The organism is Streptomyces sp. NPDC028722, assembly GCF_040637655.1.
In the GTDB taxonomy this organism is placed as follows: Bacteria; Actinomycetota; Actinomycetes; order Streptomycetales; family Streptomycetaceae; genus Streptomyces.
On record NZ_JBEZWU010000009.1, the window covers coordinates 255109 to 270110 of the forward strand.

11 protein-coding genes and 1 riboswitch are annotated in these 15002 nt (G+C 73.5%); of the genes, 5 read left to right on the forward strand and 6 right to left on the reverse strand.

All coding sequences use genetic code 11. From position 1 onward, the window contains the following. Positions 1 to 121 precede the first annotated feature (121 nt). Together AB0F03_RS17415 and AB0F03_RS17420 are read left to right on the forward strand one after the other, a co-directional pair. Positions 122 to 1420 (forward strand): PspC domain-containing protein, encoded by a 1299-nt coding sequence (locus AB0F03_RS17415; protein WP_361992100.1) that lies wholly within the window; start codon positions 122 to 124, stop codon positions 1418 to 1420. Then, positions 1417 to 2163 (forward strand): response regulator transcription factor, encoded by a 747-nt coding sequence (locus AB0F03_RS17420; protein ID WP_361992103.1) that lies wholly within the window; start codon positions 1417 to 1419, stop codon positions 2161 to 2163. Before AB0F03_RS17415 ends, AB0F03_RS17420 begins: the two co-directional genes overlap by 4 nt. Positions 2164 to 2249: 86 nt before the next feature. Here AB0F03_RS17420 and AB0F03_RS17425 read toward each other — a convergent pair whose 3' ends face one another. After that, positions 2250 to 3311 carry an NlpC/P60 family protein gene (locus AB0F03_RS17425; protein WP_361992214.1) on the reverse strand — a complete coding sequence of 354 codons (1062 nt, stop codon included), beginning with the start codon at positions 3309 to 3311 and terminating at the stop codon, positions 2250 to 2252. 435 nt (positions 3312 to 3746) lie between these two features. On the opposite strand from AB0F03_RS17425, the gene AB0F03_RS17430 reads away from it, so the two are divergent. After that, a complete protein-coding gene (locus AB0F03_RS17430; protein ID WP_361992106.1) occupies positions 3747 to 4100 on the forward strand; it encodes a hypothetical protein in 354 nt (117 codons plus the stop codon). 65 nt (positions 4101 to 4165) lie between these two features. Here AB0F03_RS17430 and AB0F03_RS17435 read toward each other — a convergent pair whose 3' ends face one another. Next, on the reverse strand, positions 4166 to 5266 hold the full coding sequence (locus AB0F03_RS17435; protein WP_361992109.1) for a C40 family peptidase: 1101 nt from the start codon (positions 5264 to 5266) through the stop codon (positions 4166 to 4168). Positions 5267 to 5274: 8 nt separating this feature from the next. Then, positions 5275 to 5443: riboswitch (cyclic di-AMP (ydaO/yuaA leader) on the reverse strand. Positions 5444 to 5684: 241 nt separating this feature from the next. On the opposite strand from AB0F03_RS17435, the gene pcrA reads away from it, so the two are divergent. Continuing rightward, positions 5685 to 8165 (forward strand): DNA helicase PcrA, encoded by a 2481-nt coding sequence (pcrA, locus tag AB0F03_RS17440; protein ID WP_361992112.1) that lies wholly within the window; start codon positions 5685 to 5687, stop codon positions 8163 to 8165. Between the two features lie 43 nt (positions 8166 to 8208). On the opposite strand, the gene AB0F03_RS17445 is transcribed toward pcrA, so the two are convergent. Then, positions 8209 to 9726, reverse strand: a complete 1518-nt coding sequence (locus tag AB0F03_RS17445) for a M23 family metallopeptidase (protein ID WP_361992114.1) — start codon at positions 9724 to 9726, stop codon at positions 8209 to 8211. Between the two features lie 233 nt (positions 9727 to 9959). Continuing rightward, on the reverse strand, positions 9960 to 10811 hold the full coding sequence (locus AB0F03_RS17450; protein WP_361992117.1) for an alpha/beta fold hydrolase: 852 nt from the start codon (positions 10809 to 10811) through the stop codon (positions 9960 to 9962). 223 nt (positions 10812 to 11034) lie between these two features. Between AB0F03_RS17450 and AB0F03_RS17455 the strand changes: the two genes are divergently transcribed. Continuing rightward, a complete protein-coding gene (locus AB0F03_RS17455) occupies positions 11035 to 11457 on the forward strand; it encodes a cobalamin B12-binding domain-containing protein (RefSeq protein ID WP_361992120.1) in 423 nt (140 codons plus the stop codon). On the opposite strand, the gene AB0F03_RS17460 is transcribed toward AB0F03_RS17455, so the two are convergent. Together AB0F03_RS17460 and AB0F03_RS17465 are read right to left on the reverse strand one after the other, a co-directional pair. Beyond that, a complete protein-coding gene (locus tag AB0F03_RS17460) occupies positions 11433 to 13154 on the reverse strand; it encodes a DUF5691 domain-containing protein (protein WP_361992217.1) in 1722 nt (573 codons plus the stop codon). The genes AB0F03_RS17455 and AB0F03_RS17460 overlap by 25 nt on opposite strands. Positions 13155 to 13543: 389 nt before the next feature. Continuing rightward, the gene (locus tag AB0F03_RS17465; RefSeq protein ID WP_361992122.1) at positions 13544 to 14899 is read right to left on the reverse strand and encodes an SWIM zinc finger family protein; all 1356 of its coding nucleotides are present in this window, start codon (positions 14897 to 14899) and stop codon (positions 13544 to 13546) included. Positions 14900 to 15002: the final 103 nt, after the last annotated feature.

Below are 15002 nucleotides of genomic sequence, written 5' to 3' on the forward strand. Positions count from 1 at the left end.
GTTCGACCGGCACCGACCGCCGGACGGTCCGCCCACCCCGGCCGGCTCCGGCCGAAGATCAGGGGCGTCTCGGGGACCGACCCTGATGCCCCGCCCCACCGGCCGTGTGACCATCGATGCCATGCCGGAAGCCGCAAGCCCGCCCCTCGACGACCCGCGGCCACCGCGCAAGCTCTACCGCAGCAGCGACGGACGCTGGCTCGGCGGAGTGGCGCGGGGCCTCGCCGGGCATCTCGGGCTGCCCGTCGTCTGGGTGCGGCTCGTCTTCGTCGGCCTGTTCATGGCCGACGGACTCGGCGCCCTGCTGTACGCGGCGTTCTGGTTCTTCGTCCCGCTCGGCATCGGCGGTGTCGGTGGCGTCGGCGGCCAGAAGCCGTCGCTGGTGGGCACGGAGACCTCGCCGGACGGCCGGCGCAAGCTGGTGGCCCGCAAGCCGGACCGGGGGCAGATCGCCGCACTGCTCCTCATGGTCATCGTCTCCATGGTCTTCGTCGGCAGCGTCAACCTGGGTGGCCCGGCCAAGGCGTATCTGGTGCCCGCCGTGCTCGTCGCGGCCGGTGTCGCCCTCGTGTGGCGCCAGGCCGACAACGCCCGCCGGGCGCGCTGGGTCGAGGTCGGCCGCCGGCGCCGCACGCTGACGCTGCTGCGCGCGGCCGGCGGTGTCCTGCTCGTCACGGCCGGTGTCTCGGCCGTCTTCGTCCTCCAGGGCTCGGCCGCCCACCTCGGCGCGGTCCTCCAGGCCGCGCTCGCCGTGCTGGTGGGCATCACCCTGCTCGCCGGCCCGTATCTGGTCCGCATGACCCAGGACCTGTCCGAGGAACGCCTGATGCGCATCCGCGCCCAGGAGCGTGCGGAGGTCGCCGCCCACGTGCACGACTCCGTGCTGCACACCCTCACCCTGATCCAGCGCAACGCCGACAACGCGAGCGAGGTGCGCCGTCTCGCTCGCGCCCAGGAACGCGACCTGCGCGCGTGGCTGTACAAGCCGGAGGGCACCGGCAAGGACGAGACGGATGAACCGGACACGGTCGCCGAGGCGGTGCGGCGCAACGCCGCCGAGGTGGAGGACAAGCACGGCGTGCCCATCGAGGTCGTCATCGTCGGCGACTGCCCGCTGGACGAGAGGATCGGCGCGCAGATGCAGGCCGCGCGCGAGGCGATGGTGAACGCCGCCAAGTACGGTGGCGACGGCGGTGCCGTACAGGTGTACGCCGAAGTCGAGGGAAAGGCGGTCTTCGTGTCCGTGCGCGACCGGGGCCCCGGCTTCGACCTGGACTCGATACCCGCCGACCGCATGGGCGTCAGAGAATCGATCATCGGCCGCATGGAGCGCAACGGCGGTACGGCCCGGCTGCGGGCCGTGCCGGGGGGCGGGACCGAGGTCGAGCTGGAGATGGAGAGGGCGGAGAGGACGTCATGAGCGACGCTACCGAGGCGAACGGCACGGCGGGGGCGGCACAGGCGGCAGGGACCGAGCGGTCCGATGACGGCGGTGCGGGCGGGCGGCAGGTGCGGGTGGTGCTCGTGGACGACCACCGGATGTTCCGCACCGGTGTGCGGGCCGAGATCGGCCGGACCGCCGAGACCGGGGTCGAGGTGGTCGGCGAGGCCGCGGACGTCGACGAGGCGGTCTCGGTCATCACCGCCACCCGGCCCGAGGTGGTCCTCCTCGACGTCCACCTGCCGGGCGGCGGCGGGGTCGAGGTGCTGCGCCGGTGTGCGGCCCTGATGGCGGACCCCGAACGGCCCGTCCGCTTCCTGGCGCTGTCCGTGTCGGACGCGGCGGAGGACGTGATCGGCGTGATCCGCGGCGGCGCCCGCGGCTATGTCACCAAGACGATCACCGGCACCGACCTGGTCGACTCGGTCTTCCGCGTCCAGGAGGGCGACGCCGTCTTCTCGCCGCGGCTGGCCGGGTTCGTCCTGGACGCCTTCGCCTCCACCGACGCCCCGCCGGTGGACGAGGACCTCGACCGCCTCACCCAGCGCGAGCGCGAGGTGCTGCGCCTGATCGCCCGTGGCTACGCGTACAAGGAGATCGCCAAGCAGCTGTTCATCTCGGTGAAGACGGTCGAGTCCCATGTCTCGGCGGTCCTGCGCAAGCTCCAGTTGTCCAACCGTCACGAGCTGACCCGCTGGGCGACCGCCCGCCGGCTGGTCTGACCCCCCGCGGCACCGTCCGCATCACCCCGTCACCCGCCCCTGCCGCGGCCCCGTTCCGCCCCCCACGGGAGCCCGGGTCCCGACCCTCACGCCACGCGGGTCGCTCCCGCGAACGGCATCTGGTCGACCGGGGCCAGGCGGACCGGGGCCGACGGGTTCGGGGCGTGGATCATCTGCCCGTCGCCCACGTAGATGCCGACGTGACTGATCCCGGAGTAGAAGAACACCAGGTCGCCCGGCTGGAGTGCGGAGCGGGACACCCGCCGGCCCGCGTCGATCTGGGCGTAGGTGGTGCGCGGCAGGGCGACGCCGGCCGAGCGGTAGGCGGCCTGGACCAGTCCCGAGCAGTCGAAGGCGTTCGGACCGGTCGCGCCCCACACATAGGGGCTGCCGAGCTTCCCGTACGCGTAGGCGATGGCCGCCGCCGCGCGTGCGGTGGTGGCCGGTGAGGATCCGGCCCGCATCGGTTCCCGCGGGCCCGCGGCCGACCGGGAGACGCGCCGGTCCGTGCCGTCGGCGGCGCCGGTGACCTCGACCCGCTGCCGGGGCGTCAGTCGGGCGAGCAGCCGCCGGGCCTCGTCCAGTTTGCCGGTGACGGTCCTCTTCTGCCGGTTCAGCTCCGCCTGCCGTGCGCGCAGCGACGTCAGCTCGATGCGCGCGGCACCGCGCAGCCGCTCGATCTCCCGCAGTTGGTCGCGTACCCGGGACACGGCGGCGGCCTGCCGGTGACCGGCCCGTTCCGCGAACGCGGCGTCGTCGAGGTATCGGTCGGGGTCGCTGGAGAGGGCCAGCTGCCAGGCCGGGTCGACACCGCCGTCCCGGTACTGCGCCGCCGCGATCGAGCCCAGTGCGTCGCGGGCCGAGCTGAGTCTCTGCTGTCTGCGGGCGGCCTGGTCCTGGAATCCGGAAATCCGTTTCTGGGCCGCCTCCGCCTCCTCCTTCGCCCCGTCGTACTTCTCGGTGGCGGTCTCGGCCTCCCGGTACAGGTGGTCCACCTCGGCCTTCACCTGTCCGGGCGTCAGCCGGGGCTCGGCGTGGCCCGTCCCGTCGAAGCCCGTCGCGGTGGCCACGCCCGCCAGGGCGAGTGTGGCGGCTGTGCGGGCCGTACCACTGAGCGAGCGTTGCCGGGGCTTGCGGTGCGCTGCCAACTGGACCGTCACGTCCTTCCGTACGGCTCGTATGTCGAGCGGTCAGTGCGCCCGGCGGCGGTCCGCACAGGGGGAACGGGCCGCCGCCGGATCCTTCTCGGCGCGGGTGGCCGACTGCCACCCTGGAACGGGCGGCGTGGGGAGCCGGTCACCTGGGGGAGGACGCTAGGCCGAACGGTGACGAGTTGGTAACGCACTGTGCGGAACTGTCCGCGACGCGCCGGGATATGACCACATGTGATCTCGCTGCCCAGCCGGAGTCGTTCCCTTCACGCGGCGTGATGACCGAAGCGCGAGAAGTGGGGCAGGCGGGAGGAGTGGGGTGCTATGGCTCGCATATATGCGAGGTTCGTCGGTGCCCGTGACCCTCGCGCCGGGCGCTCGGGTGGGGCCGGTGACGGGAGGCCGGGACACCCCTGGTTAGGCTCCGGCCCCATGGACGTACTCATCCATCTCTTCGTCGGCCTGCACATCGTCGGTATCGCCGCGCTGCTCGGCGGTTTCCTCACCCAGATGAAGGCGATGGGCCGGGGCACGGCCCGGTTCGTGCCCGGAATGCTGCACGGCGCGCTGACCATGCTGGTCACCGGCGTGGCGCTGGTCGGCCTCAACCAGGCCGACGACCACCACATCAACACCGTGAAGATCGGCGTGAAGCTGGCCCTGCTGATCGTGATCCTCGGGCTGGTCTACGTCAAGCGCGACGAGGAGCGTATCGACAAGAGCCAGTTCGCGCTCGTCGGCCTGCTGACCACGGCGAACATCTTCATCGCCGTCCTCTGGACCTGATCGCCGGCCCGGTAGGCCGCCGGTCCGCGCCGGCCCGGTAGGCCGGCCAGGACCGGACCGGGGCGTCAGCCCGGCCGCACCACGCTGTGGACGGCCGACTCGCCGGCGGCGGAGATCGGCTCCTCACGGACGTACGCGCCCGGTCTGGGCGCGTGGATCATCATGCCGTCGCCCGTGCAGAGCCCGACGTGGCGGCGGTCGCCGTGGAAGAAGACGAGATCGCCGGGGCGGGCGTCGGCCGGCGGGACCGTGGTGCCGGCGGTGGCCTGGCCGCGGGCGGTACGCGGCAGGGTGACGCCGGCGGACTTCCAGGCGGCCTGGGTCAGGCCCGAGCAGTCGTAGGAGCCGGGACCGGCGGCGCCCCACACGCACGGCTTGCCGAGCTGGGCCCGGGCGAAGGCGACGGCCTTCCCGGCCTTGGCCGCGTCCGTGCCGGAGGGCGCGGAACCCTGGGCGGTCCGCCGTGCGAGCAGCACGCGCGCGTGGGCGAGCTTTCTCTGAACGGCGGCCTTCACCGCCTTCGGGTCCCGCGTGTCCCGAGCGGTGACCTCCGGCCGGCTGTCTCCGTGCGGTACGTCCGAGTCCGCGGGCGGTACGACGGCCATCCCCCGGCCCGGTGCGACCGCGTCCCTGGCCGCCGGTGCCGCCGGTGCCGACGGTGCGAGTGTGGTGATGTCTCCGGGGGCCGGTGCTACGGCGTTCCCGTTCCACCGGGGTGCCACCACATCCCGGCCCGCTGCCGTTGTCGCGGCGCCCACCCTCCCCCTGGGCACCACGGCGTCCCCGCCCCGCGGGGGCGGCAGGATGGCCGGGGCCGGGGCCGGGGCCGGGGCGGCGCCGCGGGGGCCCGGGACGGCACGGGCCCGGGCCGCGCGCCGGGCGACCTCGTCACGGAGCCGCTGGAGGCTGTCGGCCTGCCGCCGTGGGGCGCCGGCCGGTTCCTCGGCCGCCGCGGCCGTCCCGGTCGCGGAGTCCGCCCGGCGGTAGAGGTCGTCGATCTTCCGCTCGACCTCCTCCGGGCTCGGCCTGCCGTGACCGGCCTCGGGAACGGCCTCCGCGGTCTGGGAGAGCACGGCGAGGGAGGTGAGGGCGGCGGTGGCGAGAGCGGGGGTGCGGACGCCCGCTCCGGGGGTTCCGCCGGGGCGCGGCTTGCGGTGCGACGCCAAGGGAGGCGACTCCTTCCTAGCTGCCGCCTACCGGGTTAGCTGTCGGGTTCGGGCGGACGGAAGGGTTGCCCTACGGCGTCGTCCCGGGCGGGAGTCGGCCGATTCACCCCGGGATTCGGTGGGTCCCCGGCTCCGGGCGCCGCGCAGGGGGCACGCCGGACTCGGCGGAGGCCGCGCGGCCCGGCGACGTTCGCCGGAGGGGGGTCGTGCGGCCTGACGGCAACCTAGCCAACTCGTGTGGCTTCTGTGAAGGTTGGTGCGCAATATGTCCGATACATTTCCGTGACCTCGGGACGGGTTCACGCGGAGGTGACCAGGCGCTTCCGATGCGTGAGGGGTCGTGAGGCACCCGTGTGGCGAAGATCGACTTGCGGGACGGTGACCGGTTGTCGGTGGGGCGCCCTAGACTCGGAGAGCGATGAGCAGCCTCTTTGACGACAGCTTCCTGGCGGACCTCCAGCCCCCGCGTGGGCACGACGAGGAGCTCCCGCCGCCGCCCGAGCACGACCACGCTCCGGAGCCCCTTCCGGACGATCTGTTCGGCGGGAAGTTCGACGTGCCGCCGGACCGGGACTCCCACTACCGCGACGGCGCCCCGCGCCCCGTGATCGACGCGGCGGCGCTCCTGGAGGGGCTGAACGAGAACCAGCGCGCCGCGGTCGTGCACGCCGGCTCCCCGCTGCTCATCGTCGCCGGCGCCGGTTCCGGCAAGACCCGGGTGCTCACCCACCGCATCGCCCACCTGCTCGCCGAGCGGAGCGTCCACCCGGGGCAGATCCTCGCGATCACCTTCACCAACAAGGCCGCCGGCGAGATGAAGGAGCGCGTCGAGCAGCTCGTCGGCCCGCGCGCCAACGCGATGTGGGTGATGACCTTCCACAGCGCGTGCGTGCGCATCCTCCGCCGCGAGTCGAAGAAGCTCGGTTTCACCTCGTCGTTCTCGATCTACGACGCGGCCGACAGCAAGCGTCTGATGGCCCTGGTCTGCCGTGATCTGGAACTCGACCCCAAGCGCTACCCGCCCAAGTCCTTCAGCGCCAAGATCAGCAATCTGAAGAACGAGCTGATCGACGAGGAGGACTTCGCCGCCCAGGCCGCCGACGGGTTCGAGAAGACCCTCGCCCAGGCGTACGCGCTCTACCAGTCGCGGCTGCGCGAGGCCAACGCCCTCGACTTCGACGACCTGATCATGACGACCGTCAACCTGCTGCGCGCCTTCCCGGACGTCGCCGACCACTACCGCCGCCGCTTCCGGCACGTCCTGGTCGACGAGTACCAGGACACCAACCACGCCCAGTACGCCCTGGTGCGCGAGCTGGTCGGGACGGGCGAGCAGGCCGCCGACGTACCGCCCGGTGACGGTGACCTGCCGCCGGCCGAACTGTGTGTCGTGGGTGACGCCGACCAGTCGATCTACGCCTTCCGGGGCGCGACGATCCGCAACATCCTCCAGTTCGAGGAGGACTACCCGAACGCGACGACGATCCTGCTGGAGCAGAACTACCGCTCCACGCAGACGATCCTGTCCGCCGCCAACGCGGTCATCGAGCGCAACGAGTCCCGCCGCCCGAAGAACCTGTGGACCAACGCCGGCCACGGCGCCCGGATCACCGGTTACGTCGCCGACACCGAGCACGACGAGGCCCAGTTCGTCGCGGACGAGATAGACCGGCTCACCGACGCGGGCGACGCGCGCGCCGGGGACGTCGCCGTCTTCTACCGCACCAACGCCCAGTCCCGTGTCTTCGAAGAGGTCTTCATCCGCGTCGGCCTGCCGTACAAGGTCGTCGGCGGTGTCCGCTTCTACGAGCGCAAGGAGGTCCGGGACGTCCTGGCCTACCTGCGTGTCCTCGCCAACCCCGAGGACTCGGTGCCGCTGCGCCGCATCCTCAACGTGCCCAAGCGGGGCATCGGCGACCGCGCGGAGGCCATGGTCGACGCCCTCGCCCAGCGCGAGAAGATCAGCTTCCCGCAGGCCCTGAAGCGGGTCGACGAGGCGTACGGCATGGCCGCGCGGTCCACGAACGCCGTGAAGCGGTTCAACACGCTGATGGAGGACCTGCGCACGATCGTCGAATCCGGCGCCGGACCGGCGACCGTCCTCGAAGCCGTGCTGGAACGCACCGGCTATCTGGCCGAGTTGCAGGCCTCCACCGACCCGCAGGACGAGACCCGCATCGAGAACCTCCAGGAACTCGCCGCCGTGGCACTCGAGTTCGAGCAGGAGCGCGGCGAAGGGGAGGCCGGCACGCTCGCCGACTTCCTGGAGCAGGTCGCCCTGGTCGCCGACTCCGACCAGATCCCCGACGAGGAGGGCGGCGACGGCGTCATCACGCTGATGACGCTGCACACCGCCAAGGGCCTGGAGTTCCCGGTCGTGTTCCTGACCGGCATGGAGGACGGCGTCTTCCCCCACATGCGTGCCCTCGGCGAGGCCAAGGAGCTGGAGGAGGAGCGGCGCCTGGCCTACGTCGGCATCACCCGCGCCCGGGAGCGGCTGTACCTCACGCGGTCGGCGCTGCGCAGCGCCTGGGGTCAGCCGTCGTACAACCCGCCCTCCCGCTTCCTGGAGGAGATCCCGGCCGCGCACCTGGAGTGGAAGCGGACAGGGGCCGCGGCGCCGGTGTCGTCCGGGCCGGTGTCCGGGATCGCGGCCTCGCTGTCCTCGTCCCGCTCGCGTTCCTCGGTGTCGGGCGCGTCCGGGTTCGCCACGCGGCGCACGGCCGAGAAACCGGTGGTCGCGCTGGCCGTCGGCGACCGGGTCACCCACGACCAGTTCGGGCTGGGCACGGTCGTCGGGGTGAAGGGCACGGGCGCGAACGCGGAGGCCACGGTCGACTTCGGGGACACCAAGCCGAAGCGGCTGCTGCTGCGGTACGCGCCGGTGGAGAAGCTGTAGGGCAAAGAAAGGGCCCCCGCCGCTCGGCGGGGGCCTGCCGGTCCTACGTCGGATCGAGTCCGTGGCTGCGCAGCCACGGCAACGGGTCTATGGCCGCCCCGCCCGCCGGACGCACCTCGAAGTGGAGGTGCGGGCCCGTGGAGTTGCCGGAGTTGCCCGAGTAGGCGATCGGCTGGCCGGCCTTGACGGTCGTACCGGAGGCGACGCGGTAGCTCGACAGGTGGCAGTACCAGGTCTGCGTGCCGTCCTTCGACGTCAGGATCAGCATGTTGCCGTAGGCGCTGTTCCACTGGGTGGTGACCGTGCCGTCGGTGGCGGCCATCACCGTCGTGCCGTACGAGACGGGGAAGTCGATGCCGGTGTGCACCGACATCCAGTTGACGCCCGCCTGGCCGAAGTAGGCGCTGAGGCCCCGCTGGGTGACCGGCAGCACGAACTTGGGCCGCAGCCGCTCCTTGAGCGCGGCCTCCGCGGCGGCCTTCTTCTTCTCCAGCGCCTGCTGCGCCACGAGGTCGATCCGCTCCTGGGTGCGGCTCGCCCGGTCGGCGAAGTCGTGGGCGCCGTCGGAGAGCGTCCTGAGCTGGGTGTCCAGCTTGCTGTTGGCGATGGACGGCTTGACCACCTGTACATCCGGGGCGGAGGCGGTGGTGTCCTCGGAGCTGTCGCCGAGCGCGCCGACCGAGGCCGCGGCGATCCCGGCGACCCCCATCACGCAGGCCGAGGGCACGGCGACGGTCAGCAGCGCCGAGCGCTTGGCGGGCGTACGGCGCCGGGAGCGCGCCGCGCCGCGTGAGCCCGCGCGGGTCTCCGGCGCCGGGCCGGTCTCCTCCTGGTCGTCCAGCAGGCCGGTCACGGCGGGCAGTTCACCGGTGGAGTCCGGCTCGCCCTCGCCGGGAGGCTGTTCGTCGTAGGCGGTGTCCTCGTACGCGGTGTCCTCGTACGGCGCCTGCTCGAAGGCCGCGGCCCGCGCGTCGCCGACCGCCTCGAACGTGGCGGTGGCCTGCTGGTCGAACGGCTCGCCACCCTGCTCGGGTTCCGCCGTCCCGGCCTGCTGCCCCGCGGAGTTCCACTGCGTGGCGTCGTACGCGCCCGTGTCGAAGGTCTGGGTGCCCCACTCCCACTGCTGGGTGGGGTCGGCGCCGCCGGGCCGGTCGGACGGGAGCCAGGCACCCGTGGCCCACTGGCCGCTGACGTCGTTGCCGGTGGCCTGCGCGGGGATCGTCCAGGCGGTGCTGTCGTAGCAGCCGGAGTCGTAACCGGCATGCTGCTGGGCCGCGTACGGGTCGTAGTCGGAGGACCGGTCGCTGCCCGGCTGCCACTGGGCCGTGTCGTACGCGCCGGTGCTCTGCTCGCCGCCAGGGAAACTGCCGAAGAGCGGGTCGGTGTCGAAGGCCGTGGTGCCCGCCGAACCACTCGTGAAACCGGTGGCGTCATAGCCACCGTAGGTGGTGAGGTCGTCGTAGGGGACTTCCTGTGCCCCGTACGGCGCGCAGTGCGCGGGGGAGGCGTCGGAAGCCGGGGCCGGGGTGGTCATGGTCCCCGACGGGTGACGATCGTTCACCAACTTCTCTTTCGCCTCGACAACAGGGGCTGCCAGAGCAGTGCGGCGACTGTACCCGGCGGTATGCGGGCACGACAATCTTCGGCTTGTTTCCCGTAGGCCGGAAACGGGCATTCGGACGTGTTTCGGGGGAGGCGGAACGGGACCTTGGCGTTTCGTTCGAAGTCTGTTCGATGTGGAGTGACTCTGAGTCAGCTGTGCGCGGCCTCCACGCTCCCGGGCCGAGGCCGGTCTCAGGCCACCGTCAGGCCCTCGCCGACCCGTTCCCCGGGCTGCGGAGCGTCGAGGACCTCACGTATGCCGGCGGCCACGGCGGGGTGCACGGGCAGGGCGAGATGACCGATGCCGGTCACCCGGACGTTGCGCGCGTCGAGATCGGCATGCTCCAGACAGGCCGTCTCCAGCGGGTCCATCATGGAGTCGAGGTCGCTCCAGAAGCTCACGAAGCGCGTACGGCAGCCGGGCGCGGGCCGGGCCAGGTCCTTGATGACCGGGGATCCGGGCCGCATCTGCCGCACGATCGGATGGGCGTCGGCCAGCGGCGCCACCCTGGTCCCGGAGTGCGGTGTACCGAGCGTGACCAGGGTCCGTACCCGCAGGTCACCACCCAGGCACTGGACGTAGTAGCGGGCGATCAGACCGCCGAGGCTGTGTCCCACGATGTCGACCCGGGCGCTGCCGGTGCGCTCGCAGATCTCCTCGATGTGCCGGCCGAGCAGGTCGGCCGCGGCCCGTATGTCACAGGTCAGCGGGGAGTAGTTCAGCGACTCGACCCGCTGTCTGCCGTGCTGGGCCAGGGTGCGGCGCAGCAGGACGAACACCGAGCGGTTGTCGATGAAGCCGTGCAGCAGCACGACCGGGGTGCCGGGGTGGGCCGGCAGCCGGGTGGCGCCCTCCGCCGCGGCCAGGGCCGCCGAGCGGCGCTCCTGGGCGAGGCCCGTCGGATACAGCAGGAGATGCCCGGCGAGGATCGCCGCCTCGAGGGCGGTCGCCTTGAGCAGCGCCATGGACAGTCCGGTCAGTCTGCCGGGCCACAGGCGGCGGCAGACCGGGAGGAAGAGTGGCAATACCCCGGTGACCTTCATGGCCGACCTCCTGTCGGCACGCCGGGGGGCGGCTCGATCCCCCGTGTGCCCTCATGTCCCACCATGTGATTTCCCCCTCCCCGCGCGCCGTAAAACCGCGGGGTGCGGGATGCTGTGGATAACGTTCGTTCACTTCGCGACAATGGCGGGACGCGCCAAAAGTGCGGTACTTGTCGGTACGGACGGAAGCGATCGCTTCCGTGGTCGCTTGATGGAGGCAGTGATGGGTGTGGCAGCCGGTCCGATCCGCGTAGTGGTCGCCAAGCCGGGGCTCGACGGCCACGACCGTGGGGCCAAGGTCATCGCGCGCGCGTTGCGTGACGCCGGTATGGAGGTCATCTACACCGGGCTCCATCAGACCCCGGAACAGATCGTCGACACCGCGATCCAGGAGGACGCCGACGCGATCGGCCTCTCCATCCTCTCCGGCGCCCACAACACGCTGTTCGCGGCGGTCATCGAGCTGCTCAGGGAGCGGGACGCGGCGGACATCCTCGTCTTCGGGGGCGGCATCATCCCGGAGGAGGACATCGCGCCGCTGAAGGAGAAGGGCGTCGCGGCGATCTTCACGCCGGGCGCCACCATGACGTCGATCGTGGAGTGGGTACGGGAGAACGCCGGTCAGCCGGCCGCGTCCGGCGGCTGAGGGGCTGCCTGCGCCGGGTGACCGGGCGTGGGCAGTGGCGCCGGCGCCTGTGGCGGCCGAGCGGGTGCCCGCGGCGGTCGGGCCGAGGCGTCGGCGGACACCGGCGCCAGCTCCTGTGCCATCACCGCCCGTAGCCGCAGCGTCGTGACCAGGCGCTGGAACGCCTCCGCCCAGTACCCGCCGGCCCCCGGCGCGGCGTCCTCCCGCTCGTCGGGTATCGCCAGCAGTGCCTCCAGCCGTACGGTCTCCGCCGGGTCCAGGCAGCGTTCCGCCAGCCCCATCACCCCGCTGAAACTCCACGGGTAACTGCCCGCGTCGCGCGCGATGTTCAGGGCGTCCACCACCGCCCGGCCCAGCGGGGCGGCCCAGGGGACGGCGCACACTCCGAGCAACTGGAACGCCTCCGACAAGCCGTGTGTCGCGATGAACCCGGCCACCCACGCGGCCCGCTCCGCCGGGGCCAGCGCTGCCAGCAGTTTCGCCCGTTCCGCCAGGGACACCGCGCCCGGGCCGCCCGCCTCCGGCGCCGACGGCGAGCCGAGCAACGCCCGGGACCACGTGGCGTCCCGCTGCCGCACCGCCGCCCGGCACCAGGCCGCGTGCAGCTCGCCCTGCCAGCCGTCCGCCACCGGCAGCGCCACGATGTCCCGGGCCGCCCGCCCGCCGAACCGCCCGGCCCAGGTACCGAGCGGGGCCGCTTCCACCAGCTGCCCCAGCCACCACGATCGTTCCCCTCTGCCCGAGGGCGGTGTGGCCACCACACCGTCGCGTTCCATGCCGGAGTCGCACTCGGGCGGCGGCTCCACCACGATCACGGCCGAGTTCCCCGTCCGGTCCAGGGCCACACATGCGGCGGCCCGCGCGGCCATCCGCGTGGCGAGGGCGGAACCCGGCAGCGCCGACAGCAGGTCCGCCGCGGTCGCCCGGACATTGCGGCTGCGGTCGCCCAGCGCCTGCTCCAGGAACGGCTCGTCCGCGTCCGACAGGCCGGTACGCAGCGAGTCGAGGAACATGAGCCGGTCCTCCGCCCGCTCCGTCGTCCAGGTCGACGCCAGCAGGTCGCGCCCGAGCGCCGGTGTACGGGCGCGCAGGGCGCCCAGCAGGGCCACCCGCTCGGCGAACAGTCCTTCCGACCACAGCCGGCGCACCGCCGCGGCGTCCTCGGGGCCGGGCAGGTCGGCGCCGCCGCCGGGGGCCGCGCGCAGGGCGAAGCGCCAGTCAGGGTTCAGCCGGGCCAGCCACAGCGCGCGCGGTCCCGCGAACGCCAGCGCCGCCGGCCGCAGGTCCGTACGGCCCCGGGCCGCGTCCAGCAGCGCGGGCAGCGCCTGCGGGGGCGCCGCGTACCCGTGCGCGTTGGCTGCCGCGAGCCACTGCGGGAGCAGCTCCATGAGGTCCGGGGAGCTGCCCCGCCGGCCGCCCGCCCCGCCGGAACGGTCGGCGAGCAGCGTGGTGAGCCGGCGCGCCGCCGCCGCGGGCAGGGCGGGACGCCGGTCCGCGGGCGCTCGCTCAGGCCGCCGTGCCGCCCGCGCGGGCCGCAGTCCGGCCCGCCGTCGTACGGTCGCCACGGCAGCCGCGTCCAGCAGCGCGACCGGCGCGGCGCGCCCGGGCGCGCCGTACGCCGGTGCGCGCCGGTCGGTGCCGAGAAGCGCGGCGGTCACCAGGTCCTCCCAGGAGCCGCCGGGATCCCCGGATGCCATGTGGTCCGGCGCGGCGTTGACCGGCCCTCCGCTCCGGTCCGGTACGGCGCTGACCGCCCCCGCGCTGCGGCCCGGCACGGCGTTGACCGCCCCTCTGCTCCGGTCCGGTACGGCGTTGACCGTCCCCGTGCTGCGACCCGGCGCGGTGTGGCTGTCCGGTACGGAACCGTCGGCCGGGTTCTCGTCGGCATCCGGTGTGCCGGCGCTCAGGGTCCCCCCGCCGGTGTCCTGGGTCCTGCTCCTGGGCCCGGTCGCGGGGTTGTCCGGTGTCTGCTCGTGGGCCGGTGTCTCTCCGTCGGACGGTGTGTCCCGGCCGGGCGGTGTCCCGTTCATCGTGTCTCCGTTCCGTTCGGCTGGCGGGGTGTCCCCCGGGGGCTCTGCGCGCGCGGTCAGCACAGGGGCACCGCGTCGCCCGATCCCTCCGCCCAGGCGGTGAGCGGGGTGAAGCCGCGGTGGCCGGACTCGCCGAAGACCGTGACGGGGGCGCCGCCGGAGAGGGCGACCAGCCGCCACAGGCCGGGGCGGGAGCGGGCGGCCCGGGGCAGGGGCAGGGCCGTGTCCGTGTCGGCGTCGGCCAGCTGCCACCGGTCGCCGTCCGGGACCGGTATCACCCGGCCCAGTGTCACCGGGACCGACTCCAGCCAGGGATCGTCGCGCAACGCCGCGCCGTACCGGGCCGCCGCCTCCGTGGTGGTCACGCCCGGCGGGCGGAACGCGGCCGGGACCGGGGCGGCGAACCGTTCGCCCAGGGCGGCCCGGGTCCGGCCGGCACCCGGGTAGGCGGACAGCTCCGCGTCCAGGACCAGCCCGACCGGCAGCGCCGTCTCCGGCGCCCGTCCGGCCGCGCCGTAGGACAGCAGCAGCCGGGTGTGGCCGGACTCGGCGCCGTACAGCCATATCCGGCGGGTCGTCAGTTTCGTGTCGGCCGTGTCGTACTGGGCGAGGACCAGCCAGCGGTCGCGCACCGGCGGGCCGGCCGGCGTGGCGGGCAGGCCGAGCCGGGAGCGGACCGTGGCCGCGAGGGCGTCCGGCAGCGTGTCCCGGCGCAGCCAGCCCTGGTCGAGGAGGTGCAGCAACGCGCACTCCTCCAGCAGCCGGGCGGGCCAGCCCGCACCCGAGGCCGGTATCGCCCCCAATTCCCGCACCCGGGCGGCCAGTCCGGGGGCCTGTGCGTCGACCATGCGGGCCGCCGTCTCCTCCCACAGCCCGTACCCCGCCTGTCCGGCCGCGGCCAGGCCGCCGCGCAGCAGGTCCGTCAGGCGCTGTTCCAGTTCCGTCGCGCCCGCCGTGACCCGCTCGGCCCGGCGCTCGGCCCGCCGGCGGGCCGCCTCCGGACCGGCTGACCCGGCCGGCGCACCGCCGTGGGCCCGGGCCGCTCTCGAAGCCTCGCGTCCGCGCCGGCCCGCGAGCCACTGCTCCGCCCAGTCCGGCGGCTGTGCGGAGACCGGCACCGCGTCGTCGCCGCCCGCCCAGAGCAGGAGCAGGCCCAGCGCGTGCTTGCACGGGAACTTACGGCTCGGACAGCTGCACCGGTACGCCGGCCCGGCCACGTCCGCCAGGTCCACCACCGTCCGGTACGGCCTGCTGCCACTGCCCTTGCACTGCCCCCACACCGACCCCTCTCCGCTCCCCGCCCCGGACCACGGCCCGGCCGCGCCGAGTCTGCTCCCCGCTTTGCGTGACGCGGCGTCAGGCGCCAGTGCCAGCACCTGCTCCGCGGTCCAGCGCACCCCCTGCTCAGTCATGTCACCGACGGTAGGTCCCCCCACTGACAATCGACCCGGCGGGCGCGTTTGCACAGGTCAGAGCGATTGTCAGTGGCGTGGTGCACGGTGGGTGCCAGATCCG